The sequence below is a fragment of the Flavobacterium ginsengiterrae genome, from assembly GCF_039539785.1.
Classification (GTDB): Bacteria; Bacteroidota; Bacteroidia; order Flavobacteriales; family Flavobacteriaceae; genus Flavobacterium; species Flavobacterium ginsengiterrae.
Map to the genome: position 1 here is coordinate 777,783 of NZ_BAABDU010000004.1, position 23,460 is coordinate 801,242.

The following is a 23,460-nucleotide window of genomic DNA, read 5'->3' on the forward strand; positions in this document are numbered from 1 at the left end:
TCACGAATCTACTCCAAAAAATTCATGAACTCGTGGCTAAGACACGTTTAGCTTTAAACCTCGTGCCTGTTATCTTAAAGGTTTTAGACCTTAAAAATCAAATTTGTAGTTTCCTCCCACTAAAACCTGGAATCCTTGTACAGGATAATTCAGCCATTTTTGGTAAGCCTGATTTCCAATATTGTTTAGTTTTAAGAAAAAAGTAAGACGCTCATTGTATTTATATCCTAAATGTGCATTGGCATCAAAGTAGCTTTTTAATGTCGTTACAACCGGATCTGTAGTTAAATTTAAATTATGCTGCATATCTTTTCTTTCTCCCACATAAAACACATTTAATCCTGCATACCATTGTTTAGTGATATTAACGTCAAGAGTAGAACTTAATTTCATTGAAGGCAAATTCCATGCTTCAACTACATTGTCTGTATTGTAGCTGTTAAAAGTACCGTTGATTCCAAAACTAACATTTTGAGAAAAATCAGCTTTTAACTCTCCATAAAAACGGAAGGTTCTAATATCTTCATAAACCACTCCAAATGAGTTTCCAAAACCATAATTTTGGTTCGAAAAATCTTCTGTATAATCATTGCTTTTAAACAACGCTTTGTTTTTTTCGTTTAAATAAGAACCAGTTAAATTATAACTTACATTGTTTGCCAGTTTTCCTTTTAAACCTGCAAAAACATTGTATTGTGTACTGCTTGGCCTCATAGCTAAAGTTGGAGACAAAAACGGATTTTCGGTTACAAAATCAGCATACGAGTTTTGATTTAAACCTCCATTTACTCCTGTGTAGAAAATCATTAAATCGCCTACCAATTTATATGATGCATTTACTTTTGGATAGATGTAAAATTTATTTCCGCTGTTTTCAGAATCTAAAGCATAGTATAATCCCGCGCCCAGTTCTAAAGTCCAGTCATTTTCATTAACCACAAAACTTGGCTCAATTCCAAAATTAGTAAGGCTGTATTTTAAAGGTTCTGTATTATCCCATGCATAATTATGTTCGAAAGAACCGCTTACGTGATCTACAATAATATTGGTATTAATTGCCTGATCCATAATATCAACTTTGAAAGTCGGTTTTAGGTAAAAACGATTTTCTGAAGAAGAAAAACTATCTGAAAAATGTGTAAATCTGGTTGAAATTTTACTAAAAATTCCATCCGTAAATTCAGCATTTCCGCCTACAGAAATTGTATTATATGAATGATTTGGATTAATTCCTCTAATTAAATCTTCCTGCGTTCCCAGAGGCAGTGTCATTCCAAAATCAGCCGGCAGACCGTACCAGTTATAAACCTGATTTTGATATCCTAGGTCAACTCCCCAAGACACATCGCGATTATTAACTCCGTAACCAATATTTAAACCTGTATCGTAAAATTCATCATTAAGGTTTACATCTTTAATACCGCCCTGCGAAGAATGGTGACGAAGCATTCCTGCCAAATAATCGTTGTTTCCTAAATCCTGAGTTACGAATAATTCTGCATTTAAGGTTCCGTAATTTCCAACTCCTAAAGTGGCGTAATTATTAAACAATCTTTCTCTTTTTGATTTGTCTACTGCTTGTGCATTTCCTTTTGACGGCGTAAAGGTTGACGCTACAGGAACAGATAAAATACTGTATTTAATGGTTTCTTTTGGCTGATTTCCTGCATCGTCAAGAGAAGGTGTTTCTTTTACTTTAGAAGCATCTGATATAGTTGGCGAATAAGGTTTTACCACGTTTACTGTTTCTGTTCCAATGTTTTCATTTTTCTTTTGGGCAAACGAAAGCTGAACAACAAATAACACTAGTAAAATGATGATTTTATTTCGGCTGTTTAATTTCATATTTCTTTTATTTTAGAGCATAGAGAAAAGATTAAAGAATATAGACATGGGCTATATTTTCATCTTCTTACTCAAACTCTTTGTTCTATTCTCTATATTCTATTTTCTTTTTATTAAATCTAAAATCTGAATTCTAAAGTCTAAAATTCTAAGCTTCCCATTCGCCTTTTGCTACAAACTGGGCTTTTCCTCCAATATTAATATCAAACAAATCTCCGTTTAGTTTTCCTTTGAAATAAATTTCAGACGGACGGCTAATGTAATCTCCCTGATGATTTGTTAATTCAATTTCTGATTTATGATATTTTAAAAGATATGCCTGCAGACATGTACTGGCGCTGCCCGTTGCAGCATCTTCAACTAATTGGTTATTTTCTACACAAAGCATTCTGCTTGCTAGTTTTGAGTCTTCAAAACTGTAAAAATATAAGCCTCTGTGATCTGTTTTGCAATGGTTTTTCAGCCATTTATCAGTTTTATCTTTATCTAAAACCAAATTTTCTAAGGCTCTTTTACTGTTTAAAGGAACAATTACAAAAGCGCTTCCGGTGGTAACTTCCTGAATTAAATATTGATTATCAAAATCATCAATTGTCAGGTTACTGAAAGATGGAAAATCTTCTTTTGCAAAAACATCCCAAAATTTTGGCTGCGCCGCTTTTAACCAAATCAAATCTTCTGTTTTTTGAATTTGAATTGGACCAATAGGAACTTCTAATGTTATTTTTTCAGGAGCATTTTTGAATATTTTATTCATCAAAACCCATGAGGTTCCAATTATTGGGTGGCCTGCAAACTGCATTTCGTGAGCCGGAGTAAAAATTCGTATCTCGGCTTTATTATTTTCTTCGTCAAGTTTGGTAATAAATGTGCTTTCTGCAAAATTAATTTCGCGTGCAATTTGCTGCATTTCTGCCGAACTCAAATTTCCGGCATCCTCAAAAACTGCCAGCTGATTTCCGGCATATTTTTTATCGGCAAAAACATCAACTATATAAAAAGGTAAACTCATTGTTTTTATTGTAAAATGTGATTTGTGAAATGTGAGATGTTTTTTATTTACTTCACATCTCACTTTTAACTTCTAACTATCTGTTAATTGACGAATTTGTTTTTGATTCTTCTAACTTAATAGCGCTTAACTCTTTTTTAGCTTCTTCAACTACATCCGGATAATCTGTAAAGTTGTTGATTACATTATCTAGAATGTAGGTTGCCTGATAGCTGTCTTTTAATCCGTAGAAGTTTTTCGCCATTAAAACCAAACCTTTTGCTCCGTAATATTTGTAAGCAGAATAGCTTTTTGCCAGTTTTTGAACGGCTGTGTTTGAGGCTTCAAATTTTCCTTCTTTTGTTTTAAAGTAAGCATCATAATACAATGCTTCTGCTGCTAACTCGCCTTTTGAAGTTGTCGACAATTTTGCATAAGCTGCTTTTGCTTTATCTTCATTTCCGGTCTGTATAGCGGCGCGAGCTACAATAATCTGCGCATCGGCTTTTACTCCCGAATCTGATTTTGGATTTTCTAAAACTTTCTCTGCTGCAGTAACAGATTTGTCATAATCTTTTTTGTCATAATAACATTTCATCAAATTAGCCTGAGCAAAACTCTTATTTTGAGGAGAATCTGCTTCGTTTTCTAATCTTGCTAAAACCGGAATTGCTTTATCGCAGTCTTTTGCTTTTAAGTAAATCTGTGCTAATTTGCTTAACGATTGTTCTGTAAACTCATTTCTTGGCTGTTCGATTACGTATTGATAATTCGAAGTTGATTTTGTTTCAGATCCTTCTGCATAATACAATTGTCCTAAATAATAGTTAGCTTCTAAAGCATGCAGTCCCGAAGGGAATTTGCTTATATAACCTGCAAATCCGGTAATTGCCGCTTTACTGTTATTTTGACTGTATTGTTTAAAAGCCGCATCGTAAGTATCATTATCCAGTTCAGCATCTGTAACCGAAACGAAATCCAGAGTTTTAACCCATGATGCATATTCGTCTACTCTTCCTGAATCAACATAAATTAATCTGGCTGTAGAAACCGCTTCGAGAGCTTCCGGCGTTTTTGGAAACTCGGCAGCAACTTTTTTGAATTTACCCAAAGCCTGATCATCACGATCTGAATTGTAATAAATCAAACCTTGTTTTAAGATTGATTTTGATGTAAATGAACCGTTTTTGTATTCAGAAATTAACTGATCGTAGGTTTTAATTGCTAAATCGTTCTTTTTATCAGCAACATAGGTATTTCCTAATTCGTATAAAACATCATCGCGATATTCTGATTTTTTATACATTTTAAGAAAGTTGTTCAACTCGCTGATTTTCTGATCATTTTTCCCCATAAAACCGTACGAAAGTGCTTTTTGGAATTGTGCATAATCAGCATCAACACTTTTAGCATCCATTGCTTTTCCATAAGCTTCCATTGCCTGAGAATATTTAGAATTCACAAAACGTGAATCTCCTAAACGCAGGTATGAATCGTTTAAACGTACTTTATCTTCTTTATTGCTGTCGATTTGTGCCTGAAATGAATTTGCTGCCTGATCGTATTCTTTTAATTTAAAATACGTGTAACCAATATTATAATTGATGTTTTTATATTCATCTGTCGATTTTGCTGCCGAAAGTCCAGCAAACTGTTTGTACGTCAGCAAAGCATTCTGAAAATCATCAGAAACGTATTCTGTTTCTGCTTTCCAAAAAGTAGCGCGCGCTGTAAACTCAGGCGTTTTTTGTTCGCTGGCTGCACTTTTAAACATTTTTGTTGCTTCAGAATAATTCGATTCGTTAAATAATTCTACACCTCTGTAAAAAAGTACTTTTTGATACGCCGCTTTATTTTCGGCTGTTCTGTTTTTTTCTAATAACACCAAAGCTTCTTTGTAGTTTTTTGTAGAAATATAAGAGTCAACTAATAGTTTTTCTACTTCTGCCCTGTTTGAATTGTTTGGGTATTTTTTTAAGAAATCAAGTAAAATTCCCGGAACCGTTTGGTACGCGTTTCCAATATCGTAACTTACTTTGGCATAATTTAAAGCTGCATCTTCCTGAATCTGAGCGTTAAAATCCATTTCTGAAGCATTTTTAAAAGCGTTTAATGCTTCCTGTTTTTTACCTGTATTTAAGTAACTTAAACCTAAATGATAATAAGCATTTTGCGCTACGAAATCTTTTCCTTCAATAATTTTATTGAACTGAGAAATGGCTTTTTCGTAGTTTTTTTGCTCATAATATGCATATCCTAACTGGTAAAAATCGGTATTATTCCATTTTCCTTTTTTTCCTGCGTACTGCTCTAAATACGGAATGGCTTTATCGTATTGTTTTAAATTGAAATAGCTTTCTCCAATAATTTTATTCAACTCCGATTTTTCCATTTCATTTGATTTTGCCATTGCTTTTTGGCCCAAATCAATTGCTTTTTGGAAATTACCAAGTTTAAAATTCATATCTGCCTGATAATATGAAAGCTTTTCTTTGTACTTTTCTTCGCCCGAAACCTCATCAAAATATTTGGTTGCTTCTTTGTAATCATCGCCTTCATAAGCCATAAAACCTAAGTAATATTTGGCTTGCGAACCGTATTCAGGAGAGTTTACTACTTTGTTGAAATATGTTGTGGCTTCTTTTTTCTTTTTTGCATTAAAATAGCTGTATCCTTTTTGGAAATTGAATTTATCAGAATCAGATTTGCTCATGTAACTTTCGTCGACTTTGTCAAACCATTGTAAAGCTTTTGGATAATTTCCCTGTTCAAAGAAATACTGCGCTACTTCAATATAAGCCTGATTTTGTTTGGTGCTTGTTGGATAATCTTCAACAAATTTTTCCATCAAAGCATCGGCATTTGGTTTATTGGTTCTAATTGCACAGTTGGCAATATAGTAAGCACAATCTGACTTAACCTCATCAGTCAGAGCCGTATTGTTTTTTATGTACTCAAAAATATGTTGTGCCGAAGCGTATTGTTTGTCGTTGTATAAAGCCAGTGCTTTGTCAAAATCCTTTAATTCGTATGTATAAATAGCTGATTTTTGTGCTGAAATCGTAGTCGAAACAAGGATAATTTGGAATAAAAAGAACCAGGAAAGTTTACGCATTTTAGTTATATTTAGTATTCAAATTTATCATTTTATACCGTTTATAACGAAACGTTTCCTAACTTTATTATGAACAAATGTTTTAATCATTGTTATAAAACAGGATATGAAACGTCAAAAGATTGGTTCTCAAAGTTTCAAAAACCATTATTCATTTGCCTATTTTATTCAGAAATGATTGAAATTTATTTTGAATCCAATCGCTAACTTATTACTTTTACATTCAAATCAATTTATTATGTCACAAACCGTACTATCTCTTAAAGATGTCACTATATATCAGGAAGGAAGAAAAATTATATCACAAATTAATTTAGATGTTCAGCATGGTGAATTTATCTATATTATTGGAAAAACGGGTTCTGGTAAAAGTACCTTTTTAAAAACTTTGTACGCAGATTTACCGCTAACTGAGGGTGAAGCTCATATTGTTGATTTTGATTTGGCAACCTTAAAAGAGAAAGATATTCCGTATTTGAGACGTAAAATTGGAATTGTATTTCAGGATTTTAAACTTCTTCCGGATCGTTCTATTAAAGACAATATGCTTTTTGTTCTTAAAGCTACCGGCTGGGTTGAAAAAGAAGCAATGGAATACAAAATCGACGAGGTTTTAGATAAAGTAGGCATGAAAGATTTCTTAAACAAAATGCCTCACCAGCTTTCTGGAGGAGAACAGCAGCGTGTTGCTATTGCAAGAGCTCTGCTTAATGACCCTGAATTTATTCTTGCTGATGAACCTACAGGAAACCTTGATCCGCAGACAAGTTCTGAGGTTTTAGAGGTTTTAAAAAGCATTAACGCCAATGGTAAAACCGTTATTATGGCGACTCACGATTATGCTTTGTTAATGAAATTCCCATCTAAAACTTTAAAATGTGAAGATGAGAGGATTTTTGAAGTTGTGCAAAGAAGCGTGTAATGCTTTCTATTTTAATTCCGGTTTATAATTATGATGTTTTAAAACTTGTTTTAGAGCTTATACGTCAGGCAGATAACTTAGGAATTATATATGAAATCTTAGTGCAGGATGATGCCGGCAAAAATTGTATTGAAGAAAACAGCCAGATTAATCTTTTAGAAAACTGTAGTTTTTTTATCAATAACGAAAATCTGGGAAGAGGCAAAAACATTAATTCTTTATGTCTAAAATCAAAATATGAATATGTTTTGATTATGGAAGCCGATGCTTTTCCAGAAAATGAATTTTATCTTAAAAACTATATAGATTTAATACCGCAGACACCAAGTGTTGTTTTTGGAGGTGTTACATATCCAGATATTATTCCTGCTAAAGAAAAAATGCTGCGATGGGAATATGGTAAAAAAAGAGAAACGAAACCCTTAAATTATAGACTTGAAAACAATTATGATTTTGTTTTTACATGGAATTTACTTTTAAATAAAGAAATTCTCTTACAGTTTCCTTTTCCTGAATTTATTCATGAATATGGTTATGAAGATTTGATTTTTATAGAAAATCTGCATTCAAACTCAATTCCGGTTATACATATTGAGAATTTTTTAGTGCATTATAATGATGAAAATAGTTTCGAATTTATTGAAAAAACGAAAAGAGCCGTTAAAAACTTACACCGTTTAACTCAATTTCATAAAATTGATCCTAAAAAAATTCGATTAACTAAAACTTACGAACATCTAAAAAAACTGCATTTAACCGGCATTACAAGAGTTTTCTTTAAAAGCACAAAAAATCTGATTATCAAAAATTTGACTTCAAAAAATCCGAATCTATATTTATTAGATTTTTATAAATTAGGCTATTATTGCGATTTAAAAAAATAATCAGTTATGGCATTTTTGTCTGTTATTATTCCGTTATACAACAAAGCTGATTATATTAAAAACACAATAGAAAGTGTTCTCAATCAGACCTTTACTGATTATGAAATTATTATAATCAATGATGGCTCTACTGATAAGAGTAAAGATATTGTATTAGAATATAATGACGAAAGAATCCTGTTTTACGATCAGGAAAATCAAGGAGCTTCTGCAGCAAGAAATTTGGGTATCGAGAAATCAAAATCGAATTACATTGCATTTTTAGATGCAGATGACTTATGGATGCCGAATCATTTAGAAACTTTAAAATGCTTAATTCAAATTTATCCAAATGCTGGTATTTTTGCTTCGCGCTATCAATTAATATTTAAAAACGGGACAAAATATATTCCTAAATATAACGGCATTTCGGCAGATTTTGAGGGTGTTATTCCTGATTTTTTTGAAAAAAGCCTGCCTTATCCTATTGCTACATCATCATCAATTGCAATTCCAAAATTTGTATTTGAAACAATAGGTAATTTTAAAACCAGTATATCAAGCGGACAGGATGTTGATATGTGGATAAGAATTGCATTAAACTATCCTGTTGTATTTAGCAATAAAATTACAGCATCTTATTTGCATTATATCGAAAACAGTCTTTCAAAAACACCAATACGAGACAAAAAATTAAAAGATTTTAATGATTACAAATTACAGGAAGAAAGTAATCCAAGCTTAAAAAAATATCTTGATGTTTACAGAATAGAATATGCTTTAAAATACAAAATTGCCGGGGATAGTAAAAAAGCAAAAGAATTGCTGCAGAATATTTTAAAAGAGAATATTTCTTTTAAAACAAAGGTTATATATTTTTTACCCCGATATGTTTTAATCTTTTTATTAAAATTAAAAAAACTGTTACGAAAAAATGGTTTCAATTTCTCTATTTATCAGTAATGTCTTTGAAATGTATAAATTCATCAAAATCCCTAATGTAATCTTCCTCAATAAAAACTTCTGAAGCAACAACTAAACAAACAGAACCCGAAGAAAAATTTTGAAGTTCCCTCCAAATTCCCGGATTAATCAATAAGCCTTCATAAGGTTTGTTTAAAGTAACTATTTCTTCTTTTTCACCATCTTTTAGAACTACATCAAAACTACCGCTTAAGGCAACCAAAAATTGTTTTAGATTTTTATGTGCATGGCCTCCTCGTTCTGCTCCGCTTGGCACATCATAGAGATAATAAACCCTTTTAATCTCAAAAGGAACTATATCATTTTCTATTACGGATAGATTTCCACGTCTGTCTTCAATTTTAGGCAGTGAGATAATTTGAGTTCCGTTAATTCTTGATTCCATTACTGTATTTTTCTAAATTTATGATGTCCACTTATTGCACTTTTAAAAACTGCACTAATATTACTCAATTTTATTTTTTTCTGTTTTAAATCAAAAACTATTTTTATAAGTAACCAAAACCAATATTTATTTTTAAAAATTCTTGTAAATAAAGCTCCCTGATTGTAATATTTTTCAATAAAATCTTTTTTATCAGAAGATGTTAATTCATTATGCTTTACAATTATTTCAGGTATAAAGACAATTTGTTGATTTTTCTTTTTCAGATCAGATAAAAAAACAGCTTCTTCCCCTATTTCAAAACCCGATCCTAAGCCAAAATTTTCATCAAATTGAATATTCATTTCATCAATAATTCTTTTGTTTAGAGTCATTTCTATTGAACTTGTCTGCAGAATATCAAACATACCTAAATTCTTTTTAAGAATCGATGGGTATTCTTTCTTTGAATTTGCTTTTGATTTTTCGATACAAAATTTTATTGCAGCTGCATTTTGAAATTGGTTATATGCATTTACAATTTTAGCAGTAAAATTTTCCTCATAAATAATATCATCGTCTGCAATGACAAGAATTTTTCCAACTGCATTTTTTAAAGCCAGATTTCTGCTTTTTGACAAGCCTTTTTCCAATGAATTAATTACTCTTACATTTGGATAATCTGAGTTTAAAATTTTCTCGTTCTGGGTTTGGTTTACAATTAAAATTTGAAAATTTGAAAAGTGAGCAAAAGGAAACATTGGAACCAAAAAATCCAGTGAACTCCTGTTTATTGTAGAAATTAGAATTTCGATGTCACTTATATTGTAAATCACTTTCAAATATTTTCTGTTGAAACAAATGTATTTTTTTTCTGCCTTAAATACCAACTGCAATTCTGTTTTTGTTTTACATTTACTTTTTCTTTTTAACTAAATAAGTTTATGCGAATTCTACTGATTGGAGAATATAGTCTTTTACACAATTCTTTAAAAAAAGGATTAACAGAATTAGGCCATGACGTTATTTTGATAGGAAATAGTAATGGTTATAGATGCTATCCTGTGGATTACGATTATGAAGCTAAACTTTTTAAAAAGAACATCTTTAGTATTCCAAGAAAAATTATATATCGATTGTTCAAATTTGATTTGGTTAGTTTTGAGTATGGTATTCGTTTTTTAATGTTTCTTCCCAAATTAAAGAATTTTGAAATTGTACAATTTGTTAATGAATCATCTATAAAGACTACCAGAAAATTTGAACTTTATCTAATAAAAAAAATAGTAAAATATAATAAGTCTGTTTTTTTATTATCATGCGGATTAGATTATATGAATCTTAAATTCTATACAGAAAACAAAGAATATAAATCTATTTATCAGCCATCTATAAAAAATCCATCCAAAGAGTTCAACTGGTTTTTTCATTATTTTAAAAAAGGACATATTAAAATTCATGAATATATGATGAATAATTTCGATGGATTAATTGCTACCGATTTTGATTACGTTGATGCTGCAAAAAAATATCCTCTTTTTTCTGATTTTATTCCTTATCCGATAGATTTAACCAAATTGCCTTTTAAGGAATTATTGATTCATGATAAAATAATTATCTTTTTAGGCATTAACAAATACAGTTATAATCAAAAGGGAATATCTTATTTTGAAAAAGCATTAAAAATTATAGAAGGAAAATATTCAGATAAGGTAGAAATTATAATTACTAATACGGTTCCTTATCCAATTTATATCGATCTATACAATAAAGCTCATATTCTTTTGGATCAAGCATTCAGCAGAGATCAGGGCTATAATGCACTTGAAGCAATGGCGAAAGGAAAAGTTGTTTTTACTGGTGCTGAAGATGAATTTGTTAATCATTATCAAATAACTGAAAAGGTTTGTGTAAATGCTATTGCTGATGTTGACTATCTCGTTAAAGAATTATCTTTTTTAATTGAAAATCCGAATGAAATAATTGAAATGGGAAAACGAGCAAGAGTTTTTGTTGAAAAAGAACATAATTATATTAAAATCGCTCAGCAGTATATTGATTTATGGAAAATAAAATAAAAAAAGAGAGGTTTAGCTCTCTTTTTCTAGTTCTTTACTCTATTTTCTACTGTCTGCTCATTAACAGCTTTCAGTTCTTGTATTTAATGCAGCAGGATCTAAAAAAAAACCGCTTGTAAATGTTTTTTGCCCTGAAAATACCTGATTACCTGTAGTCACTAATCCTGTAGCTCCCTGGCTGGCATACGGAATATTTAAAGTTATAACAGGGGTTGTAGTACTGTTTGTTACTGTAGAGTTCACGTTTGTACCTGCTGTACCAATATTTAACGCTCCAACCGAAGTAACTGTTCCTGTTTGACCAAATGAAAATGTGATTTCTAATAATAAAAAGAATGATAAAAGAATGTTTTTCATAGTTATTGGATTATTTTTTTACAAATTTCACTGCACCGTTATAATTTTCACCGCTTAGTTTTATGACATATAATCCCGAAGACAAATTTGGCAGATTGATATTTACAATATTTTCTTTAGAAGATGTAGAATAAACCTCTTTTCCTAAAATATTATAAATTTGAACAAGAACCATCGTATCGTCTATTCTTCCTAAATTAATTTCAAAAATTCCATTATTCGGGTTAGGATAGAGTTTTACACCATCACTGTCAATTTTTACGTTTTTATTTAAATCTGATTCCTCAGCAAGTGCTTTTTTTGCAAAAGTATTTGAACATCCTTCAAGATAAATTTTAGCTGTTGAACCAGATACAGCATTAAATCCGCTTTTAAGAGTTACTGAACTGCCGGCATGATAAAATGCATTTGCACCTGAACTGATAACATTTGAAGCAGTTATTGTACTTGAAGCCTGCTTAAGATCAGTTCCTGAAGTAACGTTTGTAATAATCGTAACATTATTAACGCAAGGAGGTGTTAAAAGAGGAACTAACTGCGGTAGATAACAGTTTCCTGGAAGTATCGCATTTCCATTTAATGAAATTGAATTTAAAACTACTGAAGATTGTGAAAATGAATTTTGATTATCCAGCTTATGCAGATAAACATTTCTATTTAAATTAGTAGAATTTGAACTAATAAGAATATTGTTGTTTTTATCTCTTTGTATGTTACTAAAATAAATAGGTACTGAAGACGAATTACCAAATTCTGGAAGATTTCTTGCTGCTGAAGATAAATTAGTCAGATCTTTTACAGTAATATTTCCATGCACAAAATACACTTTTTGAGAATCTGAAGAAAATTCAAAATCTGTACTTGCAGCTAATGAATTATCATCTACTAAAGTATAATTACTAAAAACACCTGTAGTATTATTAAAATCAAAAGTTTGGAAACGACTGCTTGAACTTCTTGTACCAGGCCCTTTATGGTATCTGTTCAGAATAACCAATTCTCCTAATTTTTGATTATTTGGAGAAAATTTAACTATTCCCGAGGTTCTTACCTGAAATTCATCAGTTACATTAGTATTAACATAACCAATATTATTATTCATAATACTTACCACAGGAACAGGATTAAAACCACTAGCCGTTATTTTGTAACTTAAAAGCCAAACCCCTGATGCAGAAGCCTGTTGGCCAATTAAAAAGTAACCATCATTGGTACTATTTTTTACGCTCGTTATAGGTCTGAACATAAAATCATATTGAATTGCTGATCCGCTCTGACTTAAAACATTATTTCCAGGGTTTACAATCTTACCTAAAGGATATTGGGAGTCACTAAAATCAACAATATAGTAAATATAAGAATATCCGGGACTTGTACCTGCCCCTATAAAAACAGTATTACAAGTGGTAAATACAAAATACTGTTTACTGTTTCCAGGATGAGGCACGATTATTACTGGTTGAAATTGATCATATCCCTGCAAAGTTCCAATGTCTGTACTAATAGTGCTTCCATTAAGCATTGTCATTGCCTGGTGGTTTTTATTAAAAACTTTTATTCCATCAGTATAAAATAACAAATTTCCATATTCATCACTAATTGATGCATTTCCATACTGCCCAGAATTAAAAACAGTACTTACACTAGGAGGATTGTTGGCAAAATTTAAATCTGATGCGCCTAATTGCCAATGGTTATTAATGTTTTGTGCAAAAAAAATGTTCACCGTAAGCAGCAAAAACATTATATAAAAATATAGTTTTTTCATAATTTGATTTATAATTATGATTATTGCTTTTGCGATAATAATGCTTTCATCTGAGTTTTTAACTCTTCAATTTCTTTATTCTGCTGAATTACATACAGTGTAAGCTCTTCAATTTTTTCTTGTTGAATTTTTGTCATTTCCCCTAAAGCAAGTCCATTTTCTACAATTTCTTTTGCTGATGGTACATTCTGTAAATGTCCATTTTGAACTATATAATTTTCAACTTCTTTTAAAGTTGGCAGCTTATATGACGGATCAAAAACATAATCTGCCCAAGTATTGTATACTTTTATCTCTTCTGCACGAACTTTCCCTTTTACAGAAAGTCTGTATGTTTCGCTTCCATCTGCAAAATTTGTAGTTCCAATACCAATATTACCCATAGTTATGGTATTACCTTCTATATACGCACTGCCTGACCCGTCTAAGAATGTTGAACCACATTTTCCAGCTTTAACAATTAATTTATATTTGACATTTTCATCTGAAGTTAAATTGTCATAAGATGTACCAATGATTAATTTTGTATTAGCCTGAGGTAAAGAAACATGACTAAAACTACAACCGTCAGAAGTAATATCTTCAGCTACTCTAAAAACATTTCTCTGCGTTCTGTCATCTACTTCAAAATTACTTGCTCCACCAGTTTCTGCAGTAAATCTAAATCTTCTCATATCATCTCTATCCTCTATACTAAAGTATAAAAGAGGCTTTGTGTTGAAATTTGATTGAGGAAAATCAAACACATGAAACATTCTGGTATTTAAATATCCCGAACCAGTTCCTAACAAACTTCCAGCTGACAAAACTAATGATCTGTCAGATCTTTCTCCTAATGAAGAAAATGTAGTTCCATTTGGAAGACCGTTTGTAAAAATTCCTACTGTTCCTTTAATATCACCATTTACTTCTAGTTTAGCAGATGGATTAGTCGTACCAATTCCGACATTGGTATTTGATGTTGGAGAATTTGGTAAAACATTAGCGGCGCCTCCTGTACCTGTACTAATTTGGGCTTGTAATGCCGTTGTAATTAAAAATAAAACGGCCAAATAAGATTTTCTTGTAATTTTTCTCATGTTATTCGATGTTTGATTAAATTTATTCTTTCAAATTTAACTAATGCAACATCTTTTTATTTAACGTTAATATTATTTATTAAGAATTTTATTAACAATAAAAATTTTCAAAAATTATGAACAAAAAAACAATTGACAATCAGATAAATAAGACTTTTCTTAGAATAAGTAAATGATTTAAACAAAGGAATTACGCAAGACTGCATCTCACAACAGAACTGAAAAAACAAATGATTTTGTTTTAACAATAGAATAAAGTTGTTCTTCTAAAAATGATTAATCGTTAAAAAAAACGATTTTAATATAAAATAAATCAGACTCTCTTTTTTAACTTCAAAAACAATCCCCAAACCTCCTTTAATTCTTCTACCCTCATTAACCAGCAAATAATCAAATAAGCCATTACCCCTGCATTAATTCCTAAAAACAATTGAAAAACTAAATTATCAATAAAGTAATTTACTGTAAATACCAAAACCGACATTACTAATGCTGCGAAACAAAAAGGAATCATATCTCTTAACTGTTTCATTGCACCATAGCCATAAAACTTTCCGGGTAAATAAGCATTTATAATAAATGACAAAGCCGATGTAATAACATGACCAATTATAATAGCTTTTACTCCTATCGGAATTGTAATTATAAGTGCTAAAATCGTTAACGGTAACTTAGATAAATCTACTTTTAGAAATAAATCTGAACGGCCTATTGCACTTAATAAATTCATATTTATTACACTCATAGGATAAAAAATGCGCGCAAAAACCATCCATTGTAAAAGCGGGATCAAGGAAATCCATTTTTCTGTAAGCAGTAATATAACTATCGGTTTTGCCAGCAAAGCAATTAAAGTCATTAAAGGAATAATAAAAAAAGCTGACATTTTAATCATTCGGCTGTAAACAGAAACTAATTTTTCTTTGTCATTTTGCAGTGATGCAAGAACAGGAAATGTGGCTTGCTGCAGAATACCAACAATAGTTCCCGCTGATAAATCAGCAAAATTCTTTGCTCTTGTGTAATATCCTAAAGAAGAAGTTGGATAAAATTTTCCAAGACAAATATTATAAACGTTATTTAACAGCTGTGCGTACAAACCTGCCGCTAAAAGTTTTGATCCATAATTGAATAAAGAATGAAAAGATTTTTTTGAGAACAAAACCGAAAAACTCCAAGTGCTTAAGAACCATAAAGAAACTGATGATGCAAAAGCCCCAACAAGACTTTGAATAACCAATGACCAGACTCCGTAATTATTTATGGCTGCTAAAACACCGCACAATCCGCCTGCAAATACAGATATTACATTACTTTTTGCAATCGATTTAAAATCGAGAGCAATTGTCAGTTTTGTTTTTTGAACTATTGAAACGGCATTCAAAAAAAGACTCAAACTTAAAATCCGTATTAAATTAATTAGTTGAGGCTGATTAAAAAAATCCGATATAAACGACGCCGAAAAAAACAACACTAAATAAAAAAAACTGCTTACAGCCAGATTAAATACAAATACAGTTGAAAAATCAATATCTGTTCTGTCCTGACGCTGAATTAATCCCGTTCCTAAACCGCTTTCTATAAAAGTCTGCGACAAGGCTATAAAAATAGCCAGCATTCCTATTAATCCAAAATCCTCTGGAACTAAAATTCGGGCAAGTATAACCCCAACAACAAACTGTCCAATCTGAACGGCAAATTTATCAACCGCAGACCAAAAGATGCCTTTTGCTGTCTTTGTTTTTAGAGGGGTCTCCTGCATTTAATTTACTTTAAAGTCGTACATCTATCACTTGACCTGAATAATTTGACAATAGAGTCTGAATGCATCTTAAAGCAACTGTTTTCGGTTTCAGCAGTGTTTCTTCAGGTTCGTTACCAAAATTTTTGATACGCATTGGAGTTTGTGTCCTCTCCGGATTTATACAATTTACTTTAATATTAAATGTTTCCCATTCTTGCGAAACAGCCTGTACAAAATTAACTGTCGCTGCTTTACTCGAAGAATAAATGCTATAAAATGCCCTTCCTCGAGTATATGAACTTGAAGTAAAAAATAAAATATGTCCTTTCGATTCTTTTAAATACGGTAGTGAAGCAAGAGCAACATTTACCATTCCGGTGTAATTAACATTTATTGAATTCAAAATATATTCATAGTTCATTGTTTCTAATGGTTCTTTATGCAATATACCTGCCGTACTAACAACAAAATCAATTTTATTTTCAATCTTAAGTACTTTATTTAAAGCTTCTTTTACTGAATTTATGTTAGAAACATCAACATTGTTTTCGCTTCGGGAAAAGCTGTAAACGTGAATCCCATTCTCTTTTGCCAAATCTAAAACACTCTTTCCTATCCCGTAAGAACCGCCAAAAACAACCATGACTTTACCAGTCAAATCTTCTTTAGATAAATCTATATTTTGAATTTCAACAGATCTAAGCTGAAATAATTTATCCAACAAATAAGTATCTTCGGGATAAGTTAATTTCATATTCACCTCTTCACCATCTACTACATAGATATTTTCTTCAGGCAGATATTCCTTAACTACACCGCAATCATCAGTCGCTTTAAAATTTGGGTCTTTTAACGCTTGTTCGTATGCTTTTGCGATTATTTGCTGCTTAAAACCCTGCGGAGTCTGTCCTCTGCGCATTTTTATACGTTCAGGAATAGTTGTTATAATATTATTTTCAACTTCAATAATTGTATCTGCAGAATTTATAGCAACATCAACTGCTTTATAATTATCCAATGCTTTTACAACATCATTTATAATTCTTTGGCTTATTAAAGGACGGGCAGCATCATGAAAAATTAAATTAGCATCTTTTAAATCCTGATAAGCATTAACCGCTGCAAAACTAGATTGGTATCGTTCCTTACCACCTATTAAAATTCGTTTTACTTTTTTCCATTCGTTTTTTATAATCATATCTTCAATCATAAACTGGTAATGATTATTGATTACAACGGCGATTTCGTCTATAAATTCATTCTTTTCAAATGCATCTATAGCATGTTCTATAACCATCTTTCCGGCAACTTTAAAAAATTGTTTAGGCAGCGATTTTTCAAGCCTGACTCCTGTTCCTCCCGCTAAAATGACAGCTATATTCATGTTTGCTTTTATTAAAATCTAAAATTATTCAAAAATCTGCATTTTTAAATAATTCAATATGTTTTGTGATGGGGTTAAATTGTTCTGTTGTATTAGATAATCTTCTACAAAATTATTTCGTTTTTGTTTCATCCAATCGTTTTCATTTAATACAACATTTTCAATAAAATCAATTACTTGTTCTTTTGTTCTGGATTGATAATGAACCTTAACAGCTTTTTCTCCAAACTCACTCCATTCTTTCATAACCACTTCATTTCTTATCATAAAAAGAGCTGGTTTTCCTGTTATAAGATATTCTGCCATAAACGAACCGCAGTCATGGATAAGTGCATCTGATGTTAAAAATAAATCTGTATAATCCGAATTTTCAAACTGACCGTTTTCAATATTCATCCATTTACTGTAATAAGCATCCGTTTTTTCTTTACCCCAATTTGGTTCATTTTCTAATTTAACTCTTAGCAGGGGATGCGGCTTAAAAGCTATTTGCAACTGATCTTTGTAAATAGCAGCTAATTCTAAAAAAACGTCAAAATATTCTAAAAAATTAGATACTTTATTGAGCTCATGCATTGAATGATGTGGCGCCCAGATTATTTTTTTTAAAGCTCTATTCTGTTTTTTCCAAACGCCGTTATCAGGATTTTTATTTAATAAAAGTTTATCAAATCCGGGATATCCGGTTACAACATTGTTTTCTCCTTTATTTCTCTGCTTTTGAACCGCAATATTTTTGTGAATTGGCGTTTCAGAAAAAATTCTCCAAACCAGATTATGAAACTTTGTATTATAAAAAGTATCATAATTTGTTGTCATAATAGCATAAGGCACATAACAGGTTAGAGTATCTAAAAACTCCTTTATATAATATCTATAATCGACTAAACCTTCATACGGATTGGAAAAAAAAACAATGTCCGGCGAAAAAGATTTCTTTACATCAAGATATTCCCCTGTTATTTCATCATAGGTTTTAATAACATCATATCCTTTCTTTTTAAATGCTTCAAATGACTTATTCATTTCAAAAAGCATGTTTTCTTTACCAAAATTTACAGCAGGACAAACAAAAATTTGAGGCTCACAACGCGAATCTTGCAACATTAAATCAAACAAAACATCATATTTCCAAACTGATTCATGAATTAAAAAAAAAGCAACTTTTATTTTCTCATTTTTTCTAACAACTTGCAATACTTTTTTATAATTTTTAGATGCTTGTTTAATTTTATATAAATCGAAAGCCGATCGTAGCTTTGTAAAATTATAAACCCTGATAAGTGAAATCCAGATTACTTCAGGAATAAATCGTTTAATAGTTAATTTTAATTTTGTCATTTTTTATAAAATCAAAATTAATATCTGTTTAAAACCTCAACTATAAAACTAACTTCTTCATCAGTCAAAACCGGACTCATAGGCAGACTTAAAACTTCATTATGAATTTTCTCAGTTATAGGAAAAGATAAATTATTCCATTCTGGAAATGCTTTTTGTTTGTGCGGCGGAACCGGATAATGAATAACGGTCTGAATATTATTCTGGTTTAAATATTCCTGTAATTGATTTCTGTTTTCTGTCCTGATAACAAATAAGTGAAATACATGATTATTTGAAAAATCCCAAAATGGAAGTTCGATTTTATTGTTTTTTATTTCGTGTAAATAGCGTTTTGCAATTGCTCTGCGCTTATCATTATCAGCATCTAAATTAGGCAGTTTTAAGTTTAAAAATCCAGCTTGTAATTCATCTAATCTTGAATTTATACCAGCAAATTCATTATAATATTTTTTCTCAGATCCGTAATTACGAAGCGAAAAAAGCACATTTGCCAGTTCAGTATCGTTTGTTGTAATTGCACCTCCATCACCAAGACAACCTAAATTTTTTCCGGGATAAAAGCTGTAAGCAGAACTTGATTGTAGATTGCAGATTGCAGATTGCAGATTTTTCTCTACACCATGACACTGTGCAGCATCTTCTACTACAATCAAATTATTTTGTTCCGCAATTTGGCAGATTTTATCCATTTCAGCTAATTGTCCGTATAGATGAACGGCCAAAATGGCTTTTGTTTTTGATGTGATTTTTTCCTGAATTAAATCAGGATTTAGATTGTAGGTTTCTAATTTTGGTTCGACTAAAACCGGAACTAAATCAGCTTGTAAAATGGCCAGAATACTAGCAATATAAGTGTTTGCTGGAACAATAACCTCATCGCCTTTTTTGAGTTTTCCTAGTTCGATATAACCTTTAAAAATCAAAACTAAAGCATCCAGACCGTTTCCTACCCCAATACAGTATTTAGTTTGACAATATTGGGCAAAAGACTTTTCGAAAGTTTCAACTTCATTTCCTAAAATATACCAGCCGTTATCTAAAACTGTTTTCAGTTGTTCCTGAAAAGCAGTTTCATAAGGCTGATTTATTTTTTTTAAGTCCAGAAATGAAATCATCTATTTTAGTTTTTAAACAAAAATAGCATTTAACTTCCTATAATTTGAGGTTTCGACTTCGTAAAAATCATGAATAATGGTGCTTGCCCCAAAACTTTCTTTCCAATAGGTTAAACCTTCATTGAGATTTTTTCCCTGATTTTCATTTGATATTCCGAAATCAAAAAACCGTTTATGCTTAAATCTTTCATTAATTAAAAAGTCAAACAGGAAATCTAAACTTCCTAAATTTTCTGTATCAGGATTTTTTGAAATATATTGACAATGCGCAGTCGTTTCGGTTTCAAAAACGGTAGTTCCAGCCACAATTTCATCTTCAAAATAAACATTAAACTGATGAATATTTTCGGGAAAAAGTGAACTTAAATAATTCATTTCTTCAATAGAATGAACTGGTTTTGCATTGTGTCTGGATTCTAAATTAGGAATTAGAATTTTATTCCAAAATAATTCAAAATCAGCTTCTTCTTTAATTACAAGTTTGTTTGAAATTGCTTTTTTAATGCCTCTTTTTCTGATTTTCGAAATTGATTTTTCATTGGATAAATCAATTACAGAAAGGGAATCTCTTCGAATCAGTTTTGCTTCGGCTAAAAATAAACTATATAAAATTTCGTCAGAAGGTTTAAGATGATAAATTGATGGAATCGTTTTAATGTATAATTTCCCGAAATCATTTTCATTCAAAAAAAATAAAATCGTCTTTAAAATTTCAATTACAGCAACCTGCTTTGTTTCTTCTTTATAAACCAATCCGCCATAAGTAAGTCCTTGATGAGAATGCAGATAATTTCCTTGTTTAGTAGCCGGAAGAATAGCTTTTAGTTTATCTTCATCAAAAATTAAAAGCGAAAAATCTTCAAAACGATCTTTATGATATTCCATAAAATCACGATGAAATAAAAACGTTGCATTTTTAGCCTGACTTACAAAGTCATTCCATAATGTGTAATCGTTTTGTTCGTATTTTTTTATGGTGTAAGTCATTTTTCTTCAGCCTCGAATTTCACTAATATACACTAATTTTTGTATTGTTAATTTTAAAAACCTCAAAATTCCAAATGTTTTGATTTGTATAATTTAGCGGCAGAAAAAAACTTATTTATGCTCAAAAGCACGCAGATACCATTTGTATTTTACTGCGAGTAAACGAATAGAAATAATTACAATTGAAGTTACGAGATAAAGAATATCATCTTCCAAATTTAATTTACGAAGTGCAAAAAATACAATGCCTCCAAAAATACATATTGTGGCATAAATTTCTCGTCTAAAAATAGTTGGAATTTCATTGCACAAAATATCGCGCGTTACGCCGCCAAAACAAGCTGTCATGGTTCCTAAAGCTATGCATATTACCGGATGAAGTCCCGTTAAAAGTCCTCTTTCAAGACCAATTAAAGTAAAAACACCTAAACCAATCGTGTCGAATAAAAACAAGGAAGTGCGCAGTTTATCAAACTTTTTTCTAAAAATAATAGCCAGAAAAAAACCTAAAATAATTACGTAAACATATTGAAGATTCATCATCCAGCCTACAGGAGTTCTGCCAATTAAAACATCACGAAGTGTTCCGCCCCCAACTGCTGTAACAAATGCAATAATAAAAACCCCAAACGGATCGAGTTTTTTATGCATTGCCGTTAAAGCGCCAGACATGGCAAATGCCATGGTACCAATAATATCTAATAAATGAAACATTTTTTCTTAAGTTACAAATATGCAAAGGGCCAAAGTTACAAAGTTGTAAGGAATAATCTTAACAAATAAATTTCATAAATAGGAAGGCTATTTTTTTACGTAAATCGGACTTCTTTTTAATAAATAAGTAATAGAATCCATCCAGCTGTCTTTAACCGCCAAAAGTGGTTTACGGGTCTGCGAATAAATTTTTGAAGTATTTTTATACATATCAAAATAAACGGTGTAATAATAATAAACCTGCGTATTAGATGTCGTTGTCGAAACATCATTAGTTTTAATTTTCTTATTATTGTCGCTTACTTTGGCATCTCCGGAATTGTAAGTTGTTGCAGTAGTTCCGGAATTCATGGTATAAGAAACTTTGGCCGCGATAATATTATCTACACCAAGTATTTTTTCGAGATCTTCAATTGGGGTTTCATCAATATTGTTATGATCAATTCCAGCTTTGTGAAGCAGACTGTTTGTAGTTCTTAAATCCTGAACCGTTAACGGAAGAATATTTGATGATTTATCTAGCAGCTTATTATAAAGGTCATTTTGAGCAAATTTTGCCATATCTTCTGAACTTTCCTGATTATCTGAATTTAGATACGGAACCGGAAGCACCGCAATTGTATTTTGTTTTATTTCTGAAGCCGCAATAGTTGAAGGTCCGGACGTTGAAGAATTATTTCCCTGACTTATATCAAAAGTCTGAGAACGCCCGCTTGCAAAATCAATTCGTGCAATCTGCGAAACATCCAGAGAAATTACAAGTGTTTCTCCGGGAAGAGAATATTCTACAGTTTTATCAGACATTTTAGAAATTGTACCTTCAATAATCTGATAATCTCTTTTTATAATTTTATCTAGTTTTTTTCCTCCCTGAGCAAAAGACAAAACAGAAATAAATAACATTAATAATACGGCAGTTAAAGCTTTAATCCTCATAATATTTACAAATTAGTTTTTCATTTAAGTCCATTTAAAATACTTACAAAAGTCTGTATATTAAAATTATAAAATTTAAACGAGAATTATGCTAATAAATACAAATACAATGCTTTAACTAAAAAATTACATATGCTGTGTATAAAAATTGTAATCTTTTAAAACGACGCGAATAAAATCAGAGTTATTTCCGGATTGATTTTTAATTCCCGTTACACTTTCAATTTTCTCAACGAGTTTGTAAATGATTTCGTGATCATTTTTTGCAACTGCTCTATGGTACGTTTCCTTAATAATTCGCATATCATTGTCAGATAATTTAATTACCAAAGGATAAGTAGGAACATAAGCATCGCCAATTTCTTCTAAAATGGTATGACTAATATTGATTTTATTTTTCAGCGTAATTACTGCCGTTCCTGCGACCATATCTCCCAAACGCTGTGATTTTTTACTGGAAATTATAGTAATAAGAGCGACAAGACCATAGAAAGAAGTAAAATCTATTATTCTAAAAAACCATCGCATTAAATAATCGCCAAAACCTGCCTGATATCCATCTATTTTTACGACTTTTATCTTGACAAGTTTTTTTCCAAAAGACTGTCCTTCAAAAATACTTTCTAAAGTTATAGAGTAAATTATAATGGGAAAATAAAGAATTAAAAATATCGCACCTCTGGACCACATATCCATTCCGTCAAGTGCCTGGCCAAGGTTAAGCCAATAAAAAACAATTAGTGAAACAACAATAATATATGAGATTTTAATGCCCAAATCAATGAAATAAGCACCCATACGCTCACCTGGTGTTGCGGCAATAAAATTTATTTTAACATTTTGTGTCGTATTAATAGATAATTCTGACAT

20 protein-coding genes are annotated in these 23,460 nt (G+C 31.0%); 4 read left to right on the forward strand and 16 right to left on the reverse strand.

Annotation, left to right across the window (positions count from 1 at the left end; genetic code table 11):
- Positions 1 to 90 precede the first annotated feature (90 nt).
- The 3 genes from ABD859_RS13890 to ABD859_RS13900 all read right to left on the reverse strand — a co-directional run bounded on the left by ABD859_RS13890 (position 91) and on the right by ABD859_RS13900 (position 5,951).
- The gene (locus ABD859_RS13890; RefSeq protein ID WP_345145216.1) at positions 91 to 1,845 is read right to left on the reverse strand and encodes a TonB-dependent receptor; all 1,755 of its coding nucleotides are present in this window, start codon (positions 1,843 to 1,845) and stop codon (positions 91 to 93) included.
- Between the two features lie 148 nt (positions 1,846 to 1,993).
- Positions 1,994 to 2,857, reverse strand: a complete 864-nt coding sequence (locus ABD859_RS13895) for a PhzF family phenazine biosynthesis protein (RefSeq protein WP_345145217.1) — start codon at positions 2,855 to 2,857, stop codon at positions 1,994 to 1,996.
- A gap of 76 nt (positions 2,858 to 2,933) precedes the next feature.
- Positions 2,934 to 5,951: a tetratricopeptide repeat protein gene (locus ABD859_RS13900; RefSeq protein ID WP_345145218.1), complete on the reverse strand. Its 3,018-nt coding sequence runs from the start codon at positions 5,949 to 5,951 to the stop codon at positions 2,934 to 2,936.
- Between the two features lie 238 nt (positions 5,952 to 6,189).
- On the opposite strand from ABD859_RS13900, the gene ABD859_RS13905 reads away from it, so the two are divergent.
- From ABD859_RS13905 to ABD859_RS13915, 3 genes are read left to right on the forward strand one after another with little or no spacing between them, the layout of a single operon-like run.
- Positions 6,190 to 6,873, forward strand: a complete 684-nt coding sequence (locus ABD859_RS13905; RefSeq protein WP_345145219.1) for a cell division ATP-binding protein FtsE — start codon at positions 6,190 to 6,192, stop codon at positions 6,871 to 6,873.
- Positions 6,873 to 7,757: a glycosyltransferase gene (locus ABD859_RS13910; RefSeq protein WP_345145220.1), complete on the forward strand. Its 885-nt coding sequence runs from the start codon at positions 6,873 to 6,875 to the stop codon at positions 7,755 to 7,757. Before ABD859_RS13905 ends, ABD859_RS13910 begins: the two co-directional genes overlap by 1 nt.
- A 6-nt stretch (positions 7,758 to 7,763) precedes the next feature.
- Entirely contained in the window at positions 7,764 to 8,699 is a 936-nt protein-coding gene (locus tag ABD859_RS13915) for a glycosyltransferase family 2 protein (protein ID WP_345145221.1), read from the forward strand.
- On the opposite strand, the gene ABD859_RS13920 is transcribed toward ABD859_RS13915, so the two are convergent.
- A complete protein-coding gene (locus tag ABD859_RS13920; RefSeq protein WP_345145222.1) occupies positions 8,686 to 9,105 on the reverse strand; it encodes a sugar 3,4-ketoisomerase in 420 nt (139 codons plus the stop codon). The genes ABD859_RS13915 and ABD859_RS13920 overlap by 14 nt on opposite strands.
- Complete coding sequence (locus ABD859_RS13925) at positions 9,105 to 9,920, reverse strand: glycosyltransferase family 2 protein (RefSeq protein ID WP_345145223.1); 816 nt, start codon at positions 9,918 to 9,920, stop codon at positions 9,105 to 9,107. Before ABD859_RS13925 ends, ABD859_RS13920 begins: the two co-directional genes overlap by 1 nt.
- Before the next feature lie 108 nt (positions 9,921 to 10,028).
- Here ABD859_RS13925 and ABD859_RS13930 point away from each other — a divergent pair, with 108 nt between their 5' ends.
- Positions 10,029 to 11,162, forward strand: a complete 1,134-nt coding sequence (locus tag ABD859_RS13930) for a glycosyltransferase family protein (protein WP_345145224.1) — start codon at positions 10,029 to 10,031, stop codon at positions 11,160 to 11,162.
- 60 nt (positions 11,163 to 11,222) lie between these two features.
- Here the strand turns inward: ABD859_RS13930 and ABD859_RS13935 are convergent, their stop codons facing one another.
- The 11 genes from ABD859_RS13935 to ABD859_RS13985 all read right to left on the reverse strand — a co-directional run bounded on the left by ABD859_RS13935 (position 11,223) and on the right by ABD859_RS13985 (position 23,460).
- Entirely contained in the window at positions 11,223 to 11,519 is a 297-nt protein-coding gene (locus ABD859_RS13935; protein ID WP_345145225.1) for a hypothetical protein, read from the reverse strand.
- A gap of 10 nt (positions 11,520 to 11,529) precedes the next feature.
- On the reverse strand, positions 11,530 to 13,287 hold the full coding sequence (locus tag ABD859_RS13940) for a T9SS type A sorting domain-containing protein (protein ID WP_345145226.1): 1,758 nt from the start codon (positions 13,285 to 13,287) through the stop codon (positions 11,530 to 11,532).
- Positions 13,288 to 13,307: 20 nt separating this feature from the next.
- Positions 13,308 to 14,366, reverse strand: coding sequence for a hypothetical protein (locus tag ABD859_RS13945; protein ID WP_345145227.1), 1,059 nt, complete (start codon positions 14,364 to 14,366; stop codon positions 13,308 to 13,310).
- Positions 14,367 to 14,679: 313 nt separating this feature from the next.
- The gene (locus ABD859_RS13950; protein WP_345145228.1) at positions 14,680 to 16,128 is read right to left on the reverse strand and encodes a lipopolysaccharide biosynthesis protein; all 1,449 of its coding nucleotides are present in this window, start codon (positions 16,126 to 16,128) and stop codon (positions 14,680 to 14,682) included.
- Positions 16,129 to 16,138: 10 nt separating this feature from the next.
- Positions 16,139 to 17,494 (reverse strand): bifunctional cytidylyltransferase/SDR family oxidoreductase, encoded by a 1,356-nt coding sequence (locus ABD859_RS13955; protein ID WP_345145229.1) that lies wholly within the window; start codon positions 17,492 to 17,494, stop codon positions 16,139 to 16,141.
- 24 nt (positions 17,495 to 17,518) lie between these two features.
- Positions 17,519 to 18,835, reverse strand: coding sequence for a CDP-glycerol glycerophosphotransferase family protein (locus ABD859_RS13960; RefSeq protein WP_345145230.1), 1,317 nt, complete (start codon positions 18,833 to 18,835; stop codon positions 17,519 to 17,521).
- A gap of 17 nt (positions 18,836 to 18,852) precedes the next feature.
- Positions 18,853 to 19,953: a DegT/DnrJ/EryC1/StrS family aminotransferase gene (locus tag ABD859_RS13965; RefSeq protein WP_345145231.1), complete on the reverse strand. Its 1,101-nt coding sequence runs from the start codon at positions 19,951 to 19,953 to the stop codon at positions 18,853 to 18,855.
- A 12-nt stretch (positions 19,954 to 19,965) separates the two neighbouring features.
- Positions 19,966 to 20,940: a GNAT family N-acetyltransferase gene (locus tag ABD859_RS13970; protein WP_345145232.1), complete on the reverse strand. Its 975-nt coding sequence runs from the start codon at positions 20,938 to 20,940 to the stop codon at positions 19,966 to 19,968.
- A gap of 111 nt (positions 20,941 to 21,051) precedes the next feature.
- Positions 21,052 to 21,654, reverse strand: coding sequence for a trimeric intracellular cation channel family protein (locus ABD859_RS13975; protein ID WP_345145233.1), 603 nt, complete (start codon positions 21,652 to 21,654; stop codon positions 21,052 to 21,054).
- Between the two features lie 87 nt (positions 21,655 to 21,741).
- Entirely contained in the window at positions 21,742 to 22,590 is an 849-nt protein-coding gene (locus ABD859_RS13980; RefSeq protein ID WP_345145234.1) for a hypothetical protein, read from the reverse strand.
- A gap of 126 nt (positions 22,591 to 22,716) precedes the next feature.
- Positions 22,717 to 23,460: an RDD family protein gene (locus tag ABD859_RS13985; protein ID WP_345145235.1), complete on the reverse strand. Its 744-nt coding sequence runs from the start codon at positions 23,458 to 23,460 to the stop codon at positions 22,717 to 22,719.